Annotated in this window: 21 protein-coding genes; 6 read left to right on the plus strand and 15 right to left on the minus strand. The window is 35.9% G+C overall.

Going from position 1 to position 24421, the window contains the following annotated elements; translation table 11 throughout:
* Positions 1-54: 54 nt before the first annotated feature.
* Entirely contained in the window at positions 55-1335 is a 1281-nt protein-coding gene (gene aceA, locus OGZ34_RS08510; RefSeq protein WP_017497777.1) for an isocitrate lyase, read from the plus strand.
* Positions 1336-1443: 108 nt separating this feature from the next.
* On the opposite strand, the gene OGZ34_RS08515 is transcribed toward aceA, so the two are convergent.
* The 6 genes from OGZ34_RS08515 to OGZ34_RS08540 all read right to left on the minus strand — a co-directional run bounded on the left by OGZ34_RS08515 (position 1444) and on the right by OGZ34_RS08540 (position 6946).
* Positions 1444-2019 carry a Crp/Fnr family transcriptional regulator gene (locus OGZ34_RS08515; protein WP_173965496.1) on the minus strand — a complete coding sequence of 192 codons (576 nt, stop codon included), beginning with the start codon at positions 2017-2019 and terminating at the stop codon, positions 1444-1446.
* Entirely contained in the window at positions 2019-2336 is a 318-nt protein-coding gene (locus OGZ34_RS08520; protein ID WP_173965497.1) for a DUF6370 family protein, read from the minus strand. Before OGZ34_RS08520 ends, OGZ34_RS08515 begins: the two co-directional genes overlap by 1 nt.
* Positions 2337-2338: 2 nt before the next feature.
* Positions 2339-3499 carry a formate-dependent phosphoribosylglycinamide formyltransferase gene (gene purT, locus OGZ34_RS08525; protein WP_263362748.1) on the minus strand — a complete coding sequence of 387 codons (1161 nt, stop codon included), beginning with the start codon at positions 3497-3499 and terminating at the stop codon, positions 2339-2341.
* 201 nt (positions 3500-3700) lie between these two features.
* Positions 3701-5575, minus strand: coding sequence for a peptidase U32 family protein (locus OGZ34_RS08530; RefSeq protein WP_263362749.1), 1875 nt, complete (start codon positions 5573-5575; stop codon positions 3701-3703).
* A 181-nt stretch (positions 5576-5756) separates the two neighbouring features.
* Positions 5757-6305 carry a dihydrofolate reductase family protein gene (locus OGZ34_RS08535; protein ID WP_263362750.1) on the minus strand — a complete coding sequence of 183 codons (549 nt, stop codon included), beginning with the start codon at positions 6303-6305 and terminating at the stop codon, positions 5757-5759.
* A gap of 140 nt (positions 6306-6445) precedes the next feature.
* Complete coding sequence (locus OGZ34_RS08540; RefSeq protein WP_263362751.1) at positions 6446-6946, minus strand: nuclear transport factor 2 family protein; 501 nt, start codon at positions 6944-6946, stop codon at positions 6446-6448.
* 320 nt (positions 6947-7266) lie between these two features.
* On the opposite strand from OGZ34_RS08540, the gene OGZ34_RS08545 reads away from it, so the two are divergent.
* Positions 7267-8325, plus strand: a complete 1059-nt coding sequence (locus OGZ34_RS08545) for a serine hydrolase domain-containing protein (RefSeq protein ID WP_263362752.1) — start codon at positions 7267-7269, stop codon at positions 8323-8325.
* 57 nt (positions 8326-8382) lie between these two features.
* Here OGZ34_RS08545 and OGZ34_RS08550 read toward each other — a convergent pair whose 3' ends face one another.
* Together OGZ34_RS08550 and OGZ34_RS08555 are read right to left on the minus strand one after the other, a co-directional pair.
* Positions 8383-9573, minus strand: coding sequence for a pyridoxal phosphate-dependent aminotransferase (locus OGZ34_RS08550; RefSeq protein ID WP_173965503.1), 1191 nt, complete (start codon positions 9571-9573; stop codon positions 8383-8385).
* A gap of 68 nt (positions 9574-9641) precedes the next feature.
* On the minus strand, positions 9642-10736 hold the full coding sequence (locus tag OGZ34_RS08555; RefSeq protein ID WP_263362753.1) for a fatty acid desaturase family protein: 1095 nt from the start codon (positions 10734-10736) through the stop codon (positions 9642-9644).
* Positions 10737-10843: 107 nt separating this feature from the next.
* Between OGZ34_RS08555 and rsmG the strand changes: the two genes are divergently transcribed.
* Positions 10844-11473 carry a 16S rRNA (guanine(527)-N(7))-methyltransferase RsmG gene (gene rsmG / locus OGZ34_RS08560; RefSeq protein ID WP_173965505.1) on the plus strand — a complete coding sequence of 210 codons (630 nt, stop codon included), beginning with the start codon at positions 10844-10846 and terminating at the stop codon, positions 11471-11473.
* A gap of 60 nt (positions 11474-11533) precedes the next feature.
* On the opposite strand, the gene OGZ34_RS08565 is transcribed toward rsmG, so the two are convergent.
* A complete protein-coding gene (locus OGZ34_RS08565; protein ID WP_263362754.1) occupies positions 11534-11851 on the minus strand; it encodes a hypothetical protein in 318 nt (105 codons plus the stop codon).
* A gap of 138 nt (positions 11852-11989) precedes the next feature.
* Positions 11990-12721 carry a hypothetical protein gene (locus OGZ34_RS08570; protein WP_263362755.1) on the minus strand — a complete coding sequence of 244 codons (732 nt, stop codon included), beginning with the start codon at positions 12719-12721 and terminating at the stop codon, positions 11990-11992.
* A 478-nt stretch (positions 12722-13199) separates the two neighbouring features.
* Here OGZ34_RS08570 and OGZ34_RS08575 point away from each other — a divergent pair, with 478 nt between their 5' ends.
* The 3 genes from OGZ34_RS08575 (at position 13200) to OGZ34_RS08585 (ending at position 16914) form a co-directional block, all read left to right on the plus strand.
* On the plus strand, positions 13200-14255 hold the full coding sequence (locus OGZ34_RS08575) for a sensor histidine kinase (protein ID WP_263362756.1): 1056 nt from the start codon (positions 13200-13202) through the stop codon (positions 14253-14255).
* Positions 14252-14971, plus strand: a complete 720-nt coding sequence (locus OGZ34_RS08580; protein ID WP_263362757.1) for a LytR/AlgR family response regulator transcription factor — start codon at positions 14252-14254, stop codon at positions 14969-14971. The genes OGZ34_RS08575 and OGZ34_RS08580 overlap by 4 nt, the downstream gene beginning before the upstream one ends.
* 200 nt (positions 14972-15171) lie before the next feature.
* The gene (locus OGZ34_RS08585) at positions 15172-16914 is read left to right on the plus strand and encodes a CocE/NonD family hydrolase (protein WP_263362758.1); all 1743 of its coding nucleotides are present in this window, start codon (positions 15172-15174) and stop codon (positions 16912-16914) included.
* A gap of 97 nt (positions 16915-17011) precedes the next feature.
* Here OGZ34_RS08585 and pruA read toward each other — a convergent pair whose 3' ends face one another.
* The 5 genes from pruA to OGZ34_RS08610 form a co-directional block, all read right to left on the minus strand.
* On the minus strand, positions 17012-18637 hold the full coding sequence (gene pruA / locus OGZ34_RS08590; RefSeq protein WP_173965510.1) for an L-glutamate gamma-semialdehyde dehydrogenase: 1626 nt from the start codon (positions 18635-18637) through the stop codon (positions 17012-17014).
* Positions 18638-18791: 154 nt separating this feature from the next.
* A complete protein-coding gene (apaG, locus tag OGZ34_RS08595; protein ID WP_173965511.1) occupies positions 18792-19178 on the minus strand; it encodes a Co2+/Mg2+ efflux protein ApaG in 387 nt (128 codons plus the stop codon).
* A gap of 79 nt (positions 19179-19257) precedes the next feature.
* Complete coding sequence (locus OGZ34_RS08600) at positions 19258-20520, minus strand: type IX secretion system plug protein (RefSeq protein ID WP_263362759.1); 1263 nt, start codon at positions 20518-20520, stop codon at positions 19258-19260.
* 83 nt (positions 20521-20603) lie between these two features.
* On the minus strand, positions 20604-23510 hold the full coding sequence (locus OGZ34_RS08605; RefSeq protein ID WP_263362760.1) for a DEAD/DEAH box helicase: 2907 nt from the start codon (positions 23508-23510) through the stop codon (positions 20604-20606).
* Between the two features lie 121 nt (positions 23511-23631).
* On the minus strand, positions 23632-24405 hold the full coding sequence (locus tag OGZ34_RS08610; protein WP_173965514.1) for a class I SAM-dependent methyltransferase: 774 nt from the start codon (positions 24403-24405) through the stop codon (positions 23632-23634).
* Between the last annotated feature and the right edge of the window lie 16 nt (positions 24406-24421).

Raw genomic sequence — 24421 nt, forward strand, 5'->3', positions numbered from 1 at the left:
TAAAAACTGCGACTGAAAACTATTTACTTACTAACCAACTTAACTATATTACTTATGAAAACAACAGAAGACAGAATTCAGGAATTGATTAACGATTGGATCACAAACCCAAGATGGAAAGGTGTTGAACGTCCGTATACCGCTACAGAGGTGGTTACGCTTCAAGGTTCTTATCATATCGAGCATTCTATTGCTAAAATGGGGGCGGAGAAATTATGGAGAAAGTTAAAAAGTCAGGATTATGTTGCTGGTTTAGGTGCTTTAACAGGAAATCAGGCGATTCAGGAAGTCGATGCTGGTTTAGAAGCGATTTATTTGAGCGGCTGGCAGGTAGCGGCCGATGCAAATTTAGCAGGAGAAATGTATCCTGACCAATCGCTTTACCCGGTGAATAGTGTACCGATGGTAGTTAAAAAAATTAATAGTGCCTTGTTGAGAGCTGATCAGATTCAGGTGGTAAACCAGGTTGAAGATAAAAAAGATTATCTGGTTCCGATTGTAGCGGATGCAGAAGCTGGTTTTGGCGGAAATTTAAATGCGTTCGAATTGATGAAATCGATGATTGAGGCAGGTGCTTCAGGTGTTCATTTTGAAGATCAATTGAGCTCCGCTAAAAAGTGTGGGCATTTAGGCGGAAAAGTTTTGGTACCTACTCAGGAAGCGATCAACAAACTGATTGCTGCTCGTTTGGCTGCTGATGTTATGGGAGTTTCGACATTAATTGTAGCCAGAACTGATGCCGATGCAGCTAATTTGTTAACGAGTGATGCCGATCCGAGAGATGCAAAATTTATTACAGGTGAAAAGACCAATGAAGGCTTTTTCTATGTAAACAGCGGAATCGATCAGGGGATTGCAAGAGGATTGAGCTATGCACCTTATGCTGATTTAATCTGGATGGAAACCAGTAATCCGGATTTGGTTTATGCTAAGAAGTTTGCGGATGCAATGAAAAAAGAGTTTCCGGGTAAAATGCTGGCTTACAATTGTTCTCCGTCTTTCAATTGGGCTGCAAAATTATCAGTAGCAGAAATGGAAACTTTCAGAGAAGATCTGGCAGCTATGGGGTATAAATTTCAGTTCATTACGCTGGCAGGATTCCATGCTTTGAATACCAGTATGTTCGAATTGTCTAAAGCGTATAAAGAGCGTGGTATGGCAGGATATTCTGAATTACAGGAAAGGGAATTTGCTTTGCAGCAAAATGGATTCAGAGCAGTAAAACATCAGGCTTTTGTAGGGACTTCTTATTTCGATGCGGTTCAAAATACGGTAACGATAGGAAGGTCTTCAACTACAGCAATGAAACATTCAACAGAGGTTGAGCAGTTTTAATTCTTTGTTTTTACCATTAAGATATTAAGAAAGTTAAGCTTTGTGTTCTTAAAAAATAAGAAAGATTAAGTCTAGCTTAATGTATCTTAATATCTTAATGGTTTAATTTTACTTTTTTAAAAGCCTGGCTTTCATTTTGCTGAAAAATTCAGGTGTGACACCAATAAAAGAAGCGATTTGTTTTTGAGGAACTTTATAGACCAGTGTGCCATATTTAGCACAAAATTTCTCAAAGCGTTCTTCTGCTGTCAAACTTAAATTATCCATTAAGCGTTGTTGATTTGCAACCAGAGAGTTTTCGATTAGAATTCTGAAAAAACGTTCGAGCTTTGGGATGTCAAGATACAATTGTTCCTGATTTTCTTTGGACAGCGAAACGACTTCTGCGTCTTCTAAAACTTCTATAAAGAGTTGTCCGGGTTTCTGTGAAAAATAGCTGTACATGTCGCTCATCCACCAACCTTCGCACGAAAAAGCCAGAACATGCTCGACAATGTTATCGTTGATGTTGAAGCTTCTTAGAATTCCTGAATTTACAAAATACGAATGTTTGCAAACTTCTCCGGCACTCAGTAAAATTGTTTTGGCCTTGTAAGAATGAGTTTCCGTTTTAGATAAAAAATGAGCTTGTTCTTCAGGAGTCAGTGAAACGTGTTTGGCTATATTTTCAAGAATTAACGCCATTATTTTTCTTTTATCAAGGTGAAAGAGTTTGCTTTAAAACGGTTGTTTTCTACTTTTCCGGTTACCTTGGCTTTACGGACAGCATTACAAAAACCATCTTTAGCGTGTGCATCACCATGTTCGTCAATTGTTGTTCCGTCTACAAAGTAAGTTTTTCCATCAATTCGAACGGCTAGATCACAACTTTTGCCTTCCATTCCAAATTGGCATTCGCCACAGGCTGTTTCGACAATTAGAGGTTTTTCATCTGTTTTTTTATCCTGAGCCTGAGCTGTGATTCCTATAAACAGGAAGAGTGCAAATAATGCGTTTTTCATTTTTAAGAGTTTACGGTTATTAGTTTTGAAGTTGTTTTGGCGCGTTCTGTAATTTCGTCAATTGGTGTTGCAAGAGTATCATAGCTTAAAACAATGCCCATTCGGCGGTAAGGTCTTGAAGTAGGTTTTCCAAAAATCCTGAAATCAGTTTTGGGTAAAGCTGCTACTTTTTCAATTCCGGTAAAAGTTGGATTTGTGGAGTCTTGTGAAGCTAGGATAACAGCACTCGCGCCAGCTTTTTCAAGAGTGATTTCGAAGATTGGCAGGCTTAGAATGGCTCTCAAATGCAATTCGAATTCATTGAAATTTTGTGTTCCTGCTAAAGTTACCATTCCGGTATCGTGTGGGCGAGGGGAGAGTTCAGAGAAGTAAACACCATCGCTGGTTAGGAAAAATTCGACTCCAAAAAGCCCTGCGCCTCCCAGTGCTTCGGTAATTTTTTCGGCCATGTCCTGCGCTTCATACAAATCGGCTTCAGAAACTTTTGCGGGCTGCCAGCTTTCCTGGTAATCGCCACGTTCCTGACGGTGTCCGATTGGTGCGCAAAACAGGGTTGGATTGTTGTTTTGAGTAATCGTTAAAAGAGTAATTTCTGAGTGAAAATCAACAAATGCTTCTACAATAACTTCAATGACATCGCCACGCGAGCCAGCAACGGCATATTGCCAGGCTTTCTCGATATCATCAGCTGTTTTTATGGTTGATTGCCCTTTTCCGGAAGATGACATTAATGGTTTGACTACGCATGGAATTCCAACTTCCTGAACTGCTTTCTGAAGTTCTTCTGCTGAAGTAGCATATTGATATTTAGCCGTTTTTAATCCTAGCTCTTTTGAGGCCAAGTCGCGAATCGCTTTTCGATTCATGGTAAAGTTGGCTGCTTTTGCAGATGGAACAACGGTAATACCTTGTTTTTCGTAATCGTAAAAGCGTTCGGTACGGATGGCTTCTATTTCAGGAACGATAAAGTCCGGCTGGTGTTTGGCTACTATTCGATCCAGTGCTTCACCATCGAGCATGTTTATAACCTCAAAACCGTGTGCTACCTGCATAGCCGGAGCGTTTTCGTAATTATCTACAGCAATTACGGTTTGTCCGATTCGTTGTGCGGCAATGACAAATTCTTTGCCTAATTCACCCGAACCAAGGAGTAGTATTTTCATTTTGGATTAATTGTGTTGTTGGAGAAGTAAAAGTAGCGAAAAAAGAGTTGAACCGCAAAGTATTGTATGCCTATGCAATTTATATTAACCGCAAAGAACGCAAAGCTTTTGATGTTCAGTTAAAAGAAAAGGTTCGCAAAGATTTAAAAAAATCTTTGCGAACCTTGCGTTGTCCTTTGCGAACTTTGCGGTTAGATATTATTAATGAAAATGATCTTCTTCTATTTCGAATTCTGCATCTTTTTCCCAGATTTCCATTTCACAAGGTTTACAATTGAATTTTAGTTTGTACTCTAATTCACCCTGCTTTAATACTAATGGTTCTTTTACCTTAACACCAACTATATCTTTTTGGTGTATCGGACATTTTTTTAATTCGTATTTGATGCAATATTTGGTCGTCATCACACGCGATTTTCCTGGATCCCACTGTAGTTCAAATGCTTTTTCGATTTCGGTAACGCCATGACGTTCGTAGAATTTACGGGCCGTTTTGTTGGAAACATTGTACATGAAATCCAATTTAGTTTCCGGATAAGGATGTGATGTTTTAACTAACTGGTGCTCTTCGCGTTTGTAATTTGCCAGACGAATTGCTGTTAACTGATCGTAAACGGTTCTTCTCATTTCGTTAATTTTTGAAATAGGAAGGAACCAGTTTTGAGAAAACATTACATTAATTTCATCAGCGGTATAAGGTGTAAAACCTGTTTTGGCCAATTGTGTTTTGATGTTTTCTTCGATTGATTCGCCAGTTTTAGTTTGCTCTTTTGCATGCTCAAGGGTAACAATACTTACATTTCCGTCTTCATCGGTTGCGATTAATTCGAAGCCTGTTTCAGTTTCGGTAAGCAATAAAGTTGTACTTAGCTTTCGAATAGCACTGTCTTCTCTCTCTACAACTTTAATGAAAGCAGCGTCGTTGTTACGGTAAATAAAAGTTCCGTCTTTTACTTCTTTTAAAACGTTTGGATAAATTTTTCCGTTTTCGGCTTTGTTTACATAGATTCCGTCGGCTTCATTGTTTTCGTTGATAAAACAAAGTCCGTCACCATTATTCAGTAGTTCACCGTTTTCGATTTCGTATGCGTTTCCAACAGTTCGGATTAATTTTCCAATATATTGACCTTTTGATTTTGGGCTTTCCCAAGAACCAATAGAGCTGTGTCTTTCGTTTACGAAATAATCTGTATAACCACGGTTGAAAGTTCTGTTTAAAGAAGAATCAAAGGTATAGGTGCATTTTCCGGAAGAAGCTTTGGTATATTTATCACTTCCCGCGCCTTCTAAAAAGCTGTCTAATTTTTGGCGTAAATAAGAAACGTTGTTTTTTACGTAAACGACATCTTTCAGTCTTCCTTCAATTTTGAAAGAAACGATTCCTGCTTCAATTAAGTTTGGAATCTGATCTGAGATGTCTAAATCTTTTATAGAAAGTAAGTGACTGTTTTTGATTAAAGTTTCTCCGTTTCCGTCTATTAAGTTATATGGTAAACGACAGTTTTGTGCGCAAGAACCACGATTGGCACTTCGTTCTCCGTTGGCCACACTCATATAGCAGTTTCCACTGAAAGAAACGCATAAAGCTCCGGTTACAAAAAATTCTAGTTCAACATCAGCTTCGTCATAAATCGTTTTAATTTGATGCAAGTTCAATTCGCGGGCTAAAACCACACGTTTAATTCCGGCATCTTTTAAGAATTTTATCTTATCGGCATCACGATTATTGGCTTGTGTACTGGCATGAAGTACGATAGGAGGTAAGTCCATTTCCATAATCGCCATATCCTGAATGATTAAGGCGTCAACACCAATGTCGTACAATTCCCAAATCATTTTGCGACAGGTTTCCAGTTCGTTATCGTACAAAATGGTATTCATAACCACAAAGACCTGTGCATTAAAAAGGTGTGCATATTGTACCAATGCAGCTACATCTTCAATAGAATTGTTGGCATTCGAGCGTGCTCCAAATTGTGGTGCACCAATATAAACAGCATCGGCACCACTATTTATGGCTGCCATTCCTCCAATTAAATCCCTGGCAGGAGCTAATATTTCAATCTTCTTCTTCATTTTAAGTACTTTAGGCTTTTGTGGTGTTCACGGAAAAAAGTTTGCAAAGTTCTTATAAATATTTCGAGTTTGCTAATGCTGAGGTGATTTTTTTAGAATTGTTAACTTATATGGAATGATGATGATTAAGAGTGCAGTTTATTTAAGATATTTAATAATTCAGGTTGTTTCGGATGTCTTTTTAAAATTGAATCGGTTCATAAATAAGTTGTACTACCCCGGATTTAAAAGTGTTAGTGGTAACAAGTTTTAATTCTAGTCTTTCTTTTAAGTCTTCAAATAGTGGTTTTCCGTTTCCTAAAGCTACAGGATGAACAGATATTCTATAGGTATCAATAAGCTTCAATTGAATAAAAGTTTTAATAAGGCTTGCTCCGCCATATAGCCAGATATTTTTTCCTGATTGTTTTTTGATTTCGGTTGCCTTATTTATGATGTCAGAATTGATAAAAGAGGCATTGTTGTCTTCTCTGTTTTGACTGGAGAAAACGTATTTATTTTTGGAGTGTACTTCTTTCCAAAGTGATTTTTCGTCAGGACTTGCATTTTCATCGGGTTGGTAATTTCCCCACATATCATAGCTCACTCTGCCATAAAAAATAGTGTCTATGCTGGATAGGAAATCGTTAAAATCCATATCATCGTCCATGATGCACCAATCGGTTTCGCCATTAGGACCTTCAATAAAACCATCTAAAGTGACTGCCAGATCTAAAATTATTTTTCTCATTTGGGATTTTGTTTTTATATATTTTGACATAAAAATAAAGTTCTTTTTGGATGAATTTAATTGTTTGTGTGTTAAAATGGTTTTTATAGTAACAACGGTTTTAAATTTTTATTATTTATCTTTTATGCTGTTGTTTAATTTTAATGCCCATAGCTAATGACTCGGGTAATTTTCCAGCCTGTAGAGGTGTTTTTCCAGATATGAGTAAATTTATAGGTGCCACAGTTGATGAGTTCTCCATTTTCAAGTCGGCAGAATTTATGCAATCCGGTTTGTATGGCTCCATAATCTTTAATGGGGTAAACTTCAATGCTTCCTTCTACCAGAACTCTTCTCGTATATCCATAATTGGTAAAAATTCGCTGGAAGTTTTCCATTGTTTTTGTATAGTTGTCCAGCCCTCCCGTATCATGAAAGAATTCAAGGTCTTCTGCGAATAAAGTTTTTAATTTTTCTAAATCACCTTTGTTAGCAGCTTCAAAAACAATTCCGTCCATTTTTACAATGGTATCAAATAGCTCTTTAGATACAGGTGTGTAGGGTTTTGATTCGGTTATGGTTATTTTTTTAGTTACGGTACAGGATGTTACGAACATTCCTATTGTAAGCAGTAATACGATTGTAGAAATTGTATTTTTCATGTTTATTGTTTTGAAAGTGAACTTCTTAAAGGGCAGATCCAATAATTTTTTTATTGATTTGTTAAAAATACTAATAATACGATTTAAAAATACAGAGTTATTAGGGGAATACTAAAATGTAATTTGTTCTGCCGCAGCTTATTTTTTGGGTTAGGGATAGGAGCGACATCCTTTTGCTTTTTTCTTTAAAAAGCAAAAGATACAGCGGATAGCCCGGTTCGCCGCGGCGAAATCCCCATAAAAGGTAAAAACTACTTTCTGTAACCTCTAGCTGATGAATGTCGTCAAATCTTTTATCAATCAGACTAAATAATCACAAAATGAAAATCTTCTTAAAATTGTTTATTGTTCTATTTCTAATGGGCTGTTCGGGACTGTCGGCCCAGAGTTTGGAAACTAAAATGGATCAATTAATTGCCTCAAAGTTTAAACCTGAAAATCCCGGAGCTGTTTTTCTGGCGGTTAAAAAAGGAAAAGTAGTGTATCGAAAAGCTTTTGGAATGGCCAATTTAGAAATGGGCATTCAAATGCAGCCCGAATTTGTTTTTGAAATTGGGTCGATGACCAAGCAATTTACGGCTGTTGCTGTTTTGATTCTGGCAGAACAGGGAAAGCTTAAACTTGATGACGAAATCACGAAGTTTATTCCCGATTATCCAACCCATGGAAATAAGATTACCTTGCATCATTTGCTAACACATACTTCCGGAATTAAAGATTTCACAAGTATGAAGGCTATAAAAGATATTGCTAAACGGGACTTGTCTCCAAAAGAACTGGTCGATTTTTTTAAGAATGAACCCGCTGATTTTAAACCTGGTGAGCAATACAAATATTGTAATTCAGGATATGTGCTTTTGGGCTATATCATTGAAATGGTTTCCGGACAAACTTATGAAGCGTTTGTAACCCAGCATATTTTTAAGAAAATCGGAATGGAAAATACGTATTATGCGAGTCATGATAAAATCATTAAAAACAGAGTTTCCGGTTATCGTGACCGCGAGGGATATGTAAATACAAATTATATTAGTTTTTCTATTCCGTATGCTTCGGGTTCGATACTATCAACTGTTGATGATTTGCTGAAATGGCAATATGCAATAAATGCAAATACCTTGTTAAATCCCGCTTTTACAGAAAAAGCATTTGTAAATTACACGTTAAACAATGGGACAAATATTGATTATGGATACGGCTGGCATTTAGAAAAAGTAAAAGATAAAATTGTTCGCGAGCATGGAGGAAGTATTTTTGGTTTTAAATCGATGGGTGTTTATGAGCCGACCGAACAAATTTATGTGGTTGGTTTGAGTAATTGCGATTGTAATTCTCCAACGTCTATTACAAGAGAGATTGCTTCGCTTTTAATTGACTAAATAAAAAAGGGCATTTTCATTCGAAAATGCCCTTTTAGTTATTGTTATTTTATGGTACTATGCAGTCAAAGCTTCTTTGATTCTGCGTAATGCTTCTTTTAAGATATCGTCGCTTGTGGCATAAGAGAAGCGGATACAATTTGGGTTTCCAAAGGCATCACCGGTTACAGTTGCTACGTTGGCCTCTCCTAAAAGATACATCGAAAGATCGTTTGCATCTTTAATTTCAGTTCCTCTTAATGTTTTTCCGAAGAAAGAAGAAACGTCAGGGAAAACATAAAAAGCTCCTTCCGGAACGTTGATTTTTACACCCGGAATTTCTTTTAACAATCCCACGACTAAGTCTCTTCGGGTATGGAAAGCTTTAACCATATGGTTTAATACACTTGGATCAGCTTCTACTGCTGTAATTGTTGCACGTTGTGCTACCGAATTTGCTCCGGAAGTTACTTGTCCCTGAATTTTTACACACGCTTTTGCGATGAATTCAGGAGCTCCGATGTAACCAATTCTGTATCCTGTCATAGCGAAGGCTTTTGCAACTCCGTTTACAGTGATTGTTTTTTCTAGCATTCCCGGGATAGAACCGATGCTGCAGAAAGTTCCTGAGAAATTGATGTGTTCGTAAATTTCGTCAGCAACTACATATATGTTTGGGTGTTTTTCCAATACTTTCGCAAGAGCAGTTAACTCTTCACGGCTGTATACAGATCCCGATGGATTACAAGGAGAACTGAACCACATCATTTTTGTTTTTGGTGTGATGGCAGCTTCTAATTGTGCTGGTGTAATTTTGAAATCAGTGTCTACAGAAGTAGGAACTTCAACCGGTACTCCGCCTGAAAGTTTTACGATTTCGAAGTAAGAAACCCAGTATGGTGCTGGTAAAATAACCTCGTCACCGTCGTTTAACATTACTTGTGCAATATTGTATAAGGATTGTTTTGCTCCTGTAGAAACCACGATTTGAGATGGTTTGTACTCTAATCCGTTATCTCTTTTGAATTTCTTGCAGATTGCTTCTCTCAATTCTAAATAACCCTCCACCGGAGAATAGGTACTATAGTTTTCGTCTACTGCTTTTTTAACGGCTTCTTTAATAAAGTCTGGTGTATTAAAGTCCGGTTCACCTAAACTTAAACTGATAATGTCTTTTCCCTGTGCTTTTAATTCACGTGCTAAAGCAGCCATTGCTAAGGTTTGTGATGTCGCTAAGTTGTTGATTCTGTCTGAAAGAATATGATTCATTATGAAATTTTTGAATGTCCTTAATTTCAACTTTATTAAGGATGGTTAATGATTAATAGTTTCTTATTTTATGCTAAACTTGGTTTCATACCAAGATCTTTTAGATGTTTGTAATGCGCTAGCACAGCTCCTCTCATGGTTTTGAATTCATGATAAGGCAAATTGCATTCGATGGCAGTTTGTTTTACGATTTCAGCAATTTTTCCGTAGTGGATGTGGCTGATGTTTGGAAAAATGTGGTGTTCAATTTGATGGTTTAATCCTCCTGTGAACCAGTTAATCACTTTGTTTTTTGGAGCGAAATTAGCAGTGGTATACAATTGGTGAATTGCCCAGGTGTTTTCCATTTCACCTTCTTCATTCGGAACAGGATTTGAAGTTTCTTCAACTACGTGTGCCAACTGAAAAACGATACTTAAAATTAGTCCGGCAGTATAATGCATCACGAAAAATCCGATCACTACTTTCCACCATATTACACCTAAAATCATTGGTAAAGCCATCCAGATTAAAACATAGATGATTTTTGTGATTACCAACACTGTCCATAATTTAGTTGGACTTTGTGGTGCTCCGTAGGATAATTTTCTTTTCAGGTAATTTTTCATTTGCTTGAAATCGGTTGTTAGAGCCCAATTAAAAGTCAAAAGTCCGTATAAGAAAAAAGAATAGTAATGTTGGAATTTGTGAAAACGGTGCCATTCTGCATTTTGTGTAAAACGAATGATTCTTCCGGCATCAAGATCTTCATCATGACCGTGAATGTTTGTATAAGTATGGTGCAATACGTTATGTTGTACCTGCCAGTTGTGAACGTTTCCGGCTAATACGTAAATACTTCCTCCCATGATTTTGTTGATCCATGATTTAGAAGAGTAGGAACCGTGATTTCCATCGTGCATCACATTCATTCCAATTCCGGCCATTCCAACTCCCATCAGGATGTTTAGCAGCAATTGCGCCCAGAAAGGCATGTTAAGTGTTAGAATTAAAAAGTACGGTGTTAGAAAAACGGCAAAAAGAATAACAGCTTTTAAATGCAGCTTCCAGTTACCTGTTTTCTGAATATTGTTCTCTTTGAAGTAATTGTTTACTCGTGAGTTAAGTGTTCTGAAGAACTTCAGATTGTCTTGCTTAGCAAATGTAGGCGCGGTGTTATTCATAATTATTTTAAATAGGTTTCAAAGGTAATTATTATAAATTTTCAATTTGCAAAATTGAGTTAAATATTTCAATCGTAAAGTAGTACTTTTGTTAAAAAATTAGAGCAATGGATGAGATATTGAAATATTTTCCGGATTTGACCGATCTTCAAATCGAACAATTTCAAAAATTAGACTTTTTATACCACGACTGGAATGAAAAAATCAATGTGATTTCAAGAAAAGATATTGATGCCTTATATACAAAACACATTTTGCATTCGCTTGGAATTGCAAAAATTATGAAGTTTGAACCGGGAGCAACTGTCCTGGATGTTGGTACCGGAGGCGGATTTCCGGGGATCCCATTGGCGATTCTTTTTCCTGAAACGCGTTTTTATCTGATCGATGTTATAGCAAAAAAAATTAAGGTGGTTCAAGGGGTTGTGGATGCATTAGAATTAAAAAATGTAAAGGCAGAACAAAAACGTGCTGAGCTGGTAAAAGGCGATTTTGATTTTATTGTGAGCCGTGCCGTAACTAATATGCCTGATTTTGTTTCATGGATAAAAGATAAAATAAAAAAACAGCATAAGCATACTTTAAAAAATGGAATTCTGTATTTAAAAGGGGGAGACTTAACAGAAGAATTGTCCGCTTTCCCTAAAGCCACATTATACGATTTGTCAACTATTTTTGAAGACGAATTTTTCGAAACCAAAAAAGTAGTACACCTGCCTTTGAAGTTTACCGTTTAAATTCAGAGTAAAAACTTACCCCGAAAAGAATTTCTTTTCGGGGATTTTTTTTGATAGTCTTTAAAATTTATAATGTTTTTCATCCTTATTATTTTTTTCAGTGACAGAGATGTAACTATGAGAATGTTTACTGAGATTTTCTTCTACTAAAGCCCCTTCATCTTTCCACCAATATTCTTTATAAGATTGAGGTTTTTTGTGTTCAAATATTGATATAATTCCAAGTAACGAGCAAGGTGAATAGGCCATAAAATCCCATCCATTTTTCTCAGCATAATAAGTTTCATTTTTCTTGTTATACCAAATTTTGTAACCTTTATTTGTAATAATATTAATGACAGTGTTATGAACATTTGAATATTCTGATAAGGCAGGCATAAAGTATGTTTTGATTTAAATTTGTTTTAGTTTATCCTCGTCTGAAATTCTTTATCATATCTGAAGGTTCTGATTTAACCAAATTTTTATAGTTTTTATCTTCGTTTTCAGATTCGTAATTTTCATTTGTTAGGTTCATCAAGAAACTTTTCTGGATAAATGCAAAAATTGATTTGCTTTATGGTCTAAGTTTTGAATGTATTTATGAGCTGCTTTTTCTGATGCTGTAATCGTATACTGAAACTTGGGATTAAAGAAAAAATCGCGGCAAATTAAAGGTTCGCTACATGAATCGTAAACTTTCTCATCTGTCTCGTCCAGGTTTTCATCTCTGTAAACACTAGGATACAAGTGGTTTAATTGTATTAAGGACGTATTGAACCATTTGTCAAAAACTTTTCTCTTAGGTGTTACATGTCGGGCAAGTAACACAAGTCCTAAAACTTCATTTTGTAAAAAGTAAGATCCTTTTCTATATCTTACATCAATCATTCTCACCGTCATATGAGCGACCCATAACGGGCCATCGATGGCTCCTGAAGCCGGGATGTCAAAATTAGTATCAAATAATAAAGGGGTTGTTAATTCCGGATCTTTAATCGAACACCAAAGCGCTTCAATTCTTTTTTCTGTATCGTTGATACTCGTCTTTTGTCCGATAAAGCGCCAGTATATCCATTCCAGTAATGCAGCAGTAAGTCCCACTGTCGCCTTATGATTAATGTTTGACAATATGTTTTCGAGATCTTCATTTCCTTCTAACGGATCTAAGAATTTTTCCATCTTCTTTTTACTCCAGGTAAAGTCAATCGGGTGTCCGATGTGTTTTGAATTTAAGATAATCTGAGGGGCATTTTTTAAGCTTTTCATAAGTCAATTTGAATTTGTTAGTTGATTTCTTTTTTTGGCTTTAGGTCTTATTAGTAATTGGTTATGAAGTTTATTTCTATTTTTTTAGTTAAGATTTCTAGTACTATTTTTTAGCAATATTGCAAATTTATGTTGAGTTTTTCTTTTTTAATGTCAAAGGAGGACATATAAATAATACGATAAGACAAAAGCTTAATTTATAATTGTTCTAAATAATATTGAAAGAAAAAACGTGTTTATTTTGTTGTTTAATGTATTTTATGTAGGTAAATACTTTTAAAATAAAACATTTCTAATTTTGCCTAAATAAAAAAAGTCGAAGCTCTTTTAAGATTCGACTTTTTTATGTGCTTTGAGGTATAATTTCTTATCGAACTTCATTCGTCCCCAGTTATCTTTCGCTTATGTACTTTTATTTGCTCAGTCTCTGTTAGAGGGATATCTTTACTACAGCATAATAACTTTTGGCTTGAGAATAATGACAAAATTACCAACATATTGGAAAATTCAGCTCACAGGATGGATGGCAACTTCTTTGTATTGGGGAGTTTCAGCCTATTTTGGAAGTACTTTTATGTGGACGATTGGTATAGCCGATTTCGTATTAGATGTTTGTATCGGTATCTTATTGACACATCTTTATAGAAACTTTGCTTTAAAAAAGGGTTGGAATAAGTTAAGCCTGAAACAACTGATTCCAAAAATGGTACTAAGTGTTTTGGTGCTTTCTTTATTGTATATGTTTTTGATTGTGGGAAAACTTTATCTGGTACGATTGTTTGTTCTAAAAGGTACTTCGATTTCGTTTATGGCGTTTTTAAAATCAACACAGTTGCAGGTCTTTATTACGGGGACCAGACTGATGTCTATTTGGGTGTTGGCGTATCACCTTTATCATTATTCAAGGCTTGAGATTGAAACGGTGAAAGAAAATGCACGATTGTCTGTTATCGTAAAAGAAGCACAGTTGAATAATTTGAGCGCACAGCTTAATCCACATTTCTTTTTTAATTCCTTAAATAGTATTAAGTTTTTGGTGTTAGAAAATCCGCATTCGGCAAGGCGGGCAATTGATCTTTTGTCTGATTTGCTTCGGAATTCTTTGAGTAATAACATGGGGCAATTAGTAACCTTAAACGATGAAATCAATTTAGTCAGGGATTATCTGGAATTGGAAAAGATACGATTTGAGGAGCGTTTACAAGTGAAAATCGAAGCAGACGCAGCGCTGTCAGAACATTTAGTTTTGCCGTTAAGTATTCAGACCCTAGTAGAAAATGCTATAAAACACGGAATTGAAAAAAGAAAAAAAGGAGGGTTTGTTACTGTAAGAATAGAGCAGGTGAGTAATTTTATAAAAATCAACGTTCAAAACTCGGGAACGCTTAGTAAAGAAATTAAAGAATTTTCCGGAATTGGATTGAGTAATCTGAGAGAGAGACTACTGTTGCAATACAAAGGGAAAGCTTCTTTTGAAATTAGAGAAATGCAGGACGAAACAGTTTTGATAACTATTTTACTACCATCAGGATGAAAAAGATAAAAGTTATTATAGTAGACGATGAGCGTCTGTCCAGAGAAGAACTAAAAAGAGCATTAGAATTATACGAAGATTTTGTTCTAATAGGAGAGGCTGGAAATGCCGATGAAGCAAAGAGTTTGATTGAAGCAAAAATGCCTGATCTGATCTTTTTGGATATTCAGATGCCTGAGAAATCCGGTTTTGATTTATTAGAATCGCTTGATAATGCGCCTGCGGTATTATTTACAACAGCTTATAATGAATATGCTGTGCAGGCTTTTGAAGTAAATGCCTTAGATTATCTAATGAAACCTATCAGAGAGGAACGTTTTGCAAAAGCAATTGATAAAATAAGAAACGCTTTATCCGGAGAGTCTTCTTTAAGTGATGTTGCAGCAAAAGACCGAAAAATTTTCATCAAAGATGGAGAGAAAAGATTCTTTATTCAGTTGAATGAAATTTATTTAATTGAATCTTTGGAAAATTATACAAGACTTTTTTTTCAGGACAAAAAAGCGCTTCAAAGACGTTCCCTTCGCCAATGGGAAGAAATGCTGGATGAAAATATTTTTTTCAGAATAAACAGAACCGAAATTATAAACATTAATCACATTCAGGAATTCAACCGAACCGTTGGTGGTAGACTGGAAGTGAGGTTAAAAACGGGTGAACTATTAGAGGTTTCGAACCGTCAGGCCGTGAAATTTAAAAACCTAAATGGGATTTAATTAAAAAAGGAATGCTCATTCTTTTTAAATCGCTATAGCAAAAGAAGAGATTATACAAAATGAAGCCGTTTTTAGAGGTGCTAAAAACAGCAGGACGCAGTGTGTTGTATTTGGAATAAAATTCCGGAAAAATAAAACCCAGATTTGATGCCACTGATTCTTTTAAAATTTAAACAAAACTATTTAAACCGAACAATTCAATGAAATTAATTCTAAAATTAGTGTTTTTTATTTTTTCGATAATCAACACCTATGCGCAGCAGACAAGCGTGACAAGATCAAAGGATCTGGAAAGTGCTTATGACATTCAGGACAGTGTAATGATTAAAACCAGAGATGGGGCTTTACTATCGGCTATGGTGGTACGCAAAAAAGGAGTTTCTGCTCCCCAGCCCGTGATTTATCAACATACCATTTATGTCAGAGAGAAAGGAAGAGATCTTGCCTCCTTAAAAAACGCAGCGGATCATAACTATGTGGGTGTGATGGCCTATTCGCGGGGGAAACGATTCAGTCCTGATACGATATCTCCGTATGAAAACGAGACGACAGACACCTATGATGTTATTGACTGGATCAGTAAACAAAAATGGTGTAATGGAAAAGTAGGGATGTATGGCGGCAGTTACAATGGTTTTACACAATGGGCAGCCTGTAAAAAAATGCATCCGGCACTTAAAACGATCGTGCCTTATGCGGCCAGCCGACCGGGAATGGGACTACCTATGGAAAATAATGTTTTTATAAACCCCAATTACGAATGGGCGTTTTATGTAGGGAGTAATAAATACCTGGATACGGTGGCAGGAAACGACAGGCAGCGTTTTAGAAGAATGACTTTTAGATGGTGGGAGACAGGAGCTGCCTATAGAAAAATGGACAGTATTGATGGTGTTCCTAATAAGTTTTTTCAGAGATGGCTGGCGCATCCTTCCTTTGATGCCTATTGGCAGAAAATGGCGCCGTACGGAAAAGATTTTGCACATATCAACATCCCTGTTTTAATTTTTGATGGTTATTATAATGATTCGCAGAATTCAAGTTTGTATTTTGCAAGAGAGCTTCAAAAGTACAATCCAAAAACACCGGTTTATGTCGTGATTGGCCCATACGGTCATTTTGGTGCTCAGACCGGAGGAGAAAGTATCGTGAATGATTACAAAGTCGATTCGACAGCGATAATCAATGTGAGGAAAATAACTTATGAGTGGTTTGATTATATTCTGAAAAACGGGACAAAACCACAAATGCTGAAAGACAAAATAAACTATGAAGTAATGGGAGCAAATGAATGGCGAAGCGCTCCTTCTTTGGATAAAATGGCCAATGGTTTTGTCAAAATGTATTTGACAGATAATAAATCAGGAGATTTTTATGCGCTAAAGGAGAAAAAGCCAACTCAAGCTAACTATCTGTATCAGGAAGTTGATTTTGCAGACAGAAAAGCCCAAAATAATGATTACTATCCAGATCCGATAATCAGAAAAGAGATTGAGACCAGTAATGGTTTTACTTTTATTAGTGAATCTTTGAAAGAGCCAATGCTGGTTAACGGGTCATTTTTAGCCGAGATAAAAGCGAGTATCAATAAAAAAGATATGGATTTTGGTGTTACTTTATATGAGGTTATGCCAAACGGGGAATATTTTCATTTGTCTTATTTCATAGCACGGGCGAGTTATGTAAAAGATAGTACCAAAAGGAATTTATTGAAGCCGGACCAAATCGAAATCATGCCTTTTTCGAATACGCATTTGGTTAGTAAACAGTTGAGCAAAGGAAGTCGATTACTGGTTACGATCAATGTGAATAAAAATCCATATGCGCAATTGAATTATGGAACAGGAAAAGAGGTTAGTGATGAAACGATTAAAGATGCGAAGGAGCCACTAAAAGTAAAATGGTACACGGATAGTTTTGTACAGATCCCAATCTGGAAATAAAAAATCCCGTAAAAACAAAAGCCGAATCTTAATGAAAAGATTCGGCTTTTTTATGAGGACAAAGTTTCTAACTTGAAACTTTGAAATTTGAAACAAATTAACCTAAGAAAGGGTATCTGTAATCTTCTGGAGTTACAAAAGTTTCTTTGATCGTTCTTGGAGAAGCCCAACGCAATAAGTTTAATGCAGAACCTGCTTTATCGTTAGTTCCTGAAGCTCTTGCTCCACCAAAAGGCTGCATTCCTACAACTGCTCCTGTTGGTTTGTCGTTGATGTAGAAGTTACCCGCAGCATTTTGCAATTTCACAGTAGCTACTTCAATAGCATAACGATCCTGGCTAAATACAGCTCCTGTTAAAGCATACTCAGAAGTAGTATCTACTAATTCTAAAGTTTCTTCCCATTTAGCATCTTCGTAAACATAAATAGTAATTACTGGTCCGAATAATTCAGTTTCCATTGTAGTGTATTTTGGGTTTGTAGTTACAATAACGGTTGGTTCAATAAAGTACCCAACTGACTTATCGTAATTTCCTCCAACGATGATTTCGGCATCAGCGTCTTTTTTAGCCTGATCAATATAACTTGCTAATTTATCAAAAGAACCTTCGTGAATAACAGCTGTAATGAAGTTTCCGAAATCTTCAGGAGAACCTATTTTAAAAGATTTCACATCAGCGATTAATTGCTCTTTTACAGCTGGCCATAAACTTTGTGGAATATAAGCTCTTGAAGCTGCAGAACATTTTTGTCCTTGAAATTCAAATGCACCGCGAACAATTCCTGTAGTCACTTGTTTTACGTTAGCGCTTGGGTGTGCAATGATAAAATCTTTACCACCAGTTTCTCCAACGATTCTTGGGTATGTTTTGTAGTGGTGAATGTTAGCACCAATTTTAGCCCAGATATCTTTAAATACATGAGTTGATCCTGTAAAGTGAACTCCTGCGAAATCACGGCTTGCCAATACAGTATCAGTAATCATTAAAGCATCACCAAAAACGACATTGATAACTCCATCAGGAACACCAGCTTCTTTGAAAATATCGATGATAATTTTTGCAGAGAAAACCTGACTGTCACTTGGTTTCCAAACCACAACGTTACCCATCATAGCGGCACTTGCAGGAAGATTTGCAGCAATAGCAGTAAAGTTGAAAGGAGTAATTGCATAAACAAAACCTTCAAGAGGTCTGTATTCTAAACGATTCCAGGTTGTAGAATCTGATTTTGGCTGATCTCCGTAAATCTGAGTCATGAATTCTACGTTGTAACGTAAAAAGTCAATTAACTCACAAGCAGCGTCAATTTCTGCCTGGTGAATATTTTTAGACTGACCAATCATTGTTGCAGCATTAATGCGGGCTCTGTAAGGTCCTGCAATAAGTTCAGCAGCTTTTAAGAAAATAGCAGCACGCTGTTCCCATGCCATATTTGCCCATGCTTTTCTTGATTCAAGAGCGTTGGCAATTGCTTTTTCGATATGTTGTTTTTCAGCTAAGTGATACGTTCCTACGATATGTTTATGATCGTGAGGAGCTGAAATTGTTCTTGTATTTCCAGTTCTGATTTCTTCGCTTCCGATGTATAACGGAACGTCGATTTTGGAGTTCCACAAAGTAGTGTAAGCTGCCTGTACTGCTGCTTTTTCTGGTGAATTAGGTGCGTATCCTTTTACCGGTTCGTTTACCGCTTTTGGTACGTGAAAGAATCCTTTTAGCATGTTATTTAAAATTAGATAATTAGACAATTTAAGGGTTAGACGATTTGATTGTTACGAATAATCTAACGTTGCACAAAAGTACAAAGGATAAATTAATAATTTGACAAATTTATGATTAAGATAACGATAAAAAAGGCAGTTTTTAAACCAATATTTAGTTTAAAGCAAAAGGAGCGCACATTCTGAAAGTAGGAACAATTACTTTAAATGTTTTTGTAGAGGTAAAGTTGATCATGTTAAAATGACCTTTCATGGCACCATAAGGAGACGATAATAAACAGCCTGAACTATAGGTGTGATTTTCTCCCGGTTTTAAAACTGGTTTTTTTCCAATTACGCCTTCTCCATCAACAACTTCAAGGTCGTTTAAAGAGTCAAAAATTTCCCAGTGACGAGAAGTCAACTGAACGGAATCTTTGCTGTGATTTTCGATTGTAACGACATAGCTAAAAGCAAAGTGAATCTTGTAGTTCTTGAAGTAAGTACCTTCAAAACTAGTCAAAACAGATATTTTTATGCCTCTTGTTATCTGAGAAACCATACTAAAGTAGTATATGTGTGTGCGTTATAGTTGCAAAGCTACGAAAAAAAATCTTTCCGCCTAAATCCTTAACAATGTTTTAATTTATGATGTTTATAGAGTTGGCGTTTCCTTTACCGATTACTCTCTGGTATCGATCGTTACTTTCTCTATAGTAAACCAGTATGGTGTATTCGTTTTCAGTCTGATAAAAGTTTCCGTCGATCGCATTTTCATAATCTATCACCCCTTTTTTATCGGCAACCGTATATTGAAAAGCTGTAAAACCCTGTTTAATCATAACCGCTTTTTCAAAAATACCTTTCTCTGAATTATAATCCATTTTATATTCAGGAGCCAGGCAGTAATTGTTGAACATTCCGCTGATATAAATGTCCTTATTCGAAGATCTGAAAGTGGGGGCAGACAGGCTAAAATATACCCAGGCATAATCTGCTTCAATTTCATTGTTGGAAGCATTTATATTCTTCACCACGAAGTTTCCGTTTACATCCTGATTGTTTGTATAAATTTGATTGGCTCTTGCCAGATTAGTGAACAAATAAGAATTATAAATATCGTTGCTGGTTCCCACCTTTGCTACATTGGTACTTGCTGCACGGATGTCTTTGTTTTCAAAATACAAGAACTCATTTCCACCCCAAAACTGTGTTTCCTGATCGTATTTGTAGACCATTTGATTCCCGATGGTGTACTGCGGAGGGATATTTTTGATCGCCGTATTAAAGTTTCCATTTTGTAACAACAGGACTTTTATATTTTGCAGAGGAGTCTGAAAAACAATATCGTTAGACGATATTGAAAAATCCAGATTTTGTTTGTAATCAATATTCGCAAGATTTCGGCTTCGTTTTACCTGAGCTGCTACAGTAGCGTGATTTTCGTATAAAATAAATTTTCTGGACAGTACAACTTCCTTGTCCTCGTTCAAAATTCTCAGCATATAATTACCTGAAAGTCGCAGTTGGGTCGTAAACTGATTGGGAAAAGGAAGTCGGTAATGCGAATAGATTTGAAGCGTATTAAACGAATTCGAATAATCGGTGATGCGCTGATTGTCGAAACCGCCGATATAGTCATTTTTCGGAATGTCGGTTGGTTTCCAGTTGTAATCGCAGTGTAGGATTTCAAAATAATAATTGGCTTCATTGCCAAACAAATCATCAAATTGAAATTGAAACGTATCGCCCAGTTCGAAAATCGGAACCACATTACCACCGTTCTGAACAAACGAAACGGTTTTAATATTGTAAGGAGGATTTACTTCGGTTTGTACTTCCTGAGCTGTCGCTGAAGCAAAAAATAAAAATATAAAGAGATTCTTAAACAATTTTTTCGGCATCTTATTAGGTTGTAAGATTGTAAATATAACAATTTTATAGAACGTAATAAGATGCTATTTTAGAGGTTTTGAAAACAAATTGATCAGGAACCCAGCAGATATTCCAGATTGGCTTCGATTTCATTACTGATATGGCTTTCTTCCAAAAGGGAATCCGACAGTAGTTTTTTGTTTTCCTGTAGTTTGATTATTTTTTCTTCTACTGTATTTTTTGAAATGAACCGAACAACATTTACTTTATTCAATTGCCCGATACGGTGTGCTCTTCCTACCCCTTGTTTTTCAGCAAAAGGATTCCACCACGGATCTAAGAATAGTACGTAGGAAGCTTTGGTGATATTCAAACCGACACCTCCTGCTTTAAGCGAAATAAAGAATAATAAAGGATTTTCCTTTTCCTGAAACAATTTTACCTGCTGCTCTCTTTTTTGCGAAGGCGTTTCACCGGTGATCTCACAATATTCTATTTTGTTTTCCTTGCACCAGGTTGTATAAAAATGCAAATTTGTCACAAACGAGCTAAAAATGATCACTTTTTGTTTTCCTTTAACTAAGTTTTTCAAGTAATTCGTTACGGCAATATATTTTCCGGAATCTACTTCTGAATCCTGATCGATCATTTTAGGATGATTGCTCAGTTGTCTCAGCTTCATTAAAGTGTTAATAATACTAATTTTATCAGGGCCAGATCCATCCGTTTTCAGTAAAAAGTTACGTGCTTTTGATTTCTCTTTTTCGTATAGCTTTTCCTGTTCAGCATCCATATTACAGTAATAAACCTGCTCTGTCAATTCAGGTAAATCTTTTAAAACCTGTTCTTTGGTCCTTCTTAAAATATAGGGCTGGATCAGGTTCTTTAATTCATTTAAAACTTCTTCGTTCTGTTTTTTCTCAATAGGATTTTTGAAATTCTCCATAAAAAAAGCATAGCTTCCCAAAATATCCGGATTTATAAACTGCATCTGCGACCATAAATCGTCAAGTGAATTTTCGATTGGTGTACCACTCAAAGCAATTTTATGCCCCGTGCTGATTTTATTGATGGCTTTAAAAATCTTAGAATCCCTGTTTTTAATGTATTGACTCTCGTCTAAAATCAAATAGCGGAAATCATATTTTTCTAAAATAGAAATGTCACGATGAACAATGCTGTAACTCGTAAAAATTAAATCGGTTGAATTTAATCTGCTTGCCAGTAATTTTCGGTCATTGCCCACGTATTGCATTTTCGAAAAATGAGGCGTGAACTTTCCGGCTTCATTGTACCAGTTAAAAACCAAAGAAGAAGGGAGAACGATCAAGGCCTTCAGAGGTTCTCTTTCGATAGTCGTATCGTTTGAGAATAAATCAAAATTGGTCGTTTTGGTCGTAAAGCCCAATTGTTCCTGTACCGCAACTAAAACCGCTAAAGTCTGCAGCGTTTTTCCAAGTCCCATGTCATCGGCCAGACACGCGCCAAGATTGGCATTAAAGTGACCCAAAAGCCATTTTGCACCATCAATCTGATACGGTCTCAAGGTTGCTTTTAGTAAATCGGAAGCTGTAAATTCAGCTTTATGAATCTGATCCGGATCATTGGCGATTTCTGAAATTCCGTCTAAAGCAGTAAAATTACTTTTACGTAACAAAACAGTTCCGTTTTCTGTCTTTGCCAATTTTGCCAGAGAGCCGTATTTGCTAAACCATTCGAGCTGAATCAAAAAGTAATTTCCGTCAGGTAACATAAAGAGTCTTTCTTTGCTTTTTATGTTTGGAATGATTTCGCTGAAATTGATTTTATAAGGACCAATTGTGATGATTATTTTAATGTCGAACCAATCGGCTTTCGTTTCTTTAGCAATTGAAATCGTATTGCTTTCTGTGATGATTTCTTTGCTTTCGAGTTTGAGATTCTGAATTGTAAAACCCAGACTTTCGAGTTGTTCTTTATAGTCAATAATGAATTGAATATTGACATACGGATCAGAGGTCTCGACATCTGAACTTAATCCAAACAATTCATTTTTAATTTTTGTTAAACCAAGATGGAGTAATTTTTCTGTATAGGAAATCTCATCAGCGCTTCGTTTAAACTGAATAATTTTAGGTTCGTTTGCAACACTAAAATCAACAAAAGAGTGTGTTTTTTTAGTTTTACCCGCATCAAACGAATAGCCGTTATAGTCAAAAAAAAGGTTGAGGTAATAGCAGTTTTTAAAGAAATCATAAACAGGTTGAATCGTGCACGAAATAATTTTGTCACGACTTTCAATTTCAAAACCAGTCGCTTCAATATCGATTTTTTTGGCTATTTCAGGAATGAAATTCTTAAAATAATTGTCAACTAATTTTGAAGGTATTTCGATTGATTTTTTCTTTAAAAACGGGGAAAGTTTTTTAGCATTAAGTTCTTTTAATTGCCCAAGTTTTTTGTCGACGATCAACCAGCCCGGTTCGTCTAAAAGAATATCCACACTTTTATCCATTGATAGAAATGTGGTTTCGCCTTCTTTTAAAGATAAAGTATAAGTAATACCTTCAGCGTGTTTGTCAAATTGAATCTGAGGTTCAAACTCTAACGGATTTGTGTCGACTCTCCAACGATAAAAATCCTTTTCGGCACTCATATTAGCAGAGAATGGAAATTGTTCTTTTACAATTAGATTGTAAAAGGATTCTAAGTTAAATTTTAAATGCTGACGAATGGCAAACTCAATTTTGGAATCTTTTTGTAAATCAGCAATTGTTTTAGCCGATTTGATTTTGGCACTGAATTTCTTGAAAATAAAATCAGGCTTTAAAGAGTCACAAGCTGTCAGTATTTTTTTTGTATTGGAATCTAAATTTTCAAAAAGAACTCCAAAACTTTCAAGTACATCTGCACTCGCTTTTTTGTCTAGATATTTAATATCATCGGTATTCTCAATGATATAAGCTGTTGGGATATATACATTCAGGTTTTTTTCAAAACTGATGTCAAAGCAAAACTGAAATGATTTTGAAGGTTCCAAGATTTAGGGATTTGGTTGGCTTATAAGTTAGAGATTGGGCAAAAAAATAAAGAGTTTTCAAAATATCAATAATTTGAAAACTCTTTTTAAATGAACTTGTATCACTTATATGGTGAAAGAATTAGTTTTCCTGTTTGAAGCATAGCGGAATGATTTCGCCCTTTGCCAAACAATATTTTTCTACCAGTTCAGGTGAAATTTTGTGGGTATAGTCTTCTTCGATAACGATAAAACCGATGCTTCTTAATTTGTCAAAATAATCACGGCCGTAAATGCGCACGTGATCGTACTGACCAAATATTTTAGCACGTTCTTTTTGATCGGTAATGGTATCGTCGGCAAAAGTAACTGCTCTGGATAAGTCCTGTGGAATTTGAAGAATCGCCATTCCGCCCGGTTTTAAAACGCGGAATAATTCCTGCATGGCCTTGGTATCATCCGGAATATGTTCTAAAACGTGATTGCATAAAATAACATCATATTCGTTGTCTTTAAAAGGCAAATTACAAATGTCTGCTTTTACATCTGCTAAAGGCGAAAACAAATCGGTTGTAGTATAATCCAGGTTTTTCTGTTTGCGAAATCTTTTGTAAAAAGCCTGTTCCGGAGCAAAGTGTAATACTTTTTTTGGTGCTGTAAAAAAATCAGTCTGATCGTTCAGATACAGCCAAAGTAAACGGTGTCTCTCTAAGGAAAGTGTACTTGGTGAAAGCACATTGTTGCGTTGTTTTCCGTATCCATAAGGCAAAAAACTTCTAAAACTTTTCCCGTCAATTGGATCAGTATATTTGCTTCCTCTTAATGATAAAGCTAAAACAGGACGCGCCACATAACTTAAACGAATTAATATCGGACGGGGTATTGTATTAAGTACTAATTTAAAAAGTTTCTTCATGAGTAGTTTCACAGAG

The sequence above is a fragment of the Flavobacterium collinsii genome (genome assembly GCF_946903285.1).
GTDB lineage: Bacteria > Bacteroidota > Bacteroidia > Flavobacteriales > Flavobacteriaceae > Flavobacterium > Flavobacterium collinsii.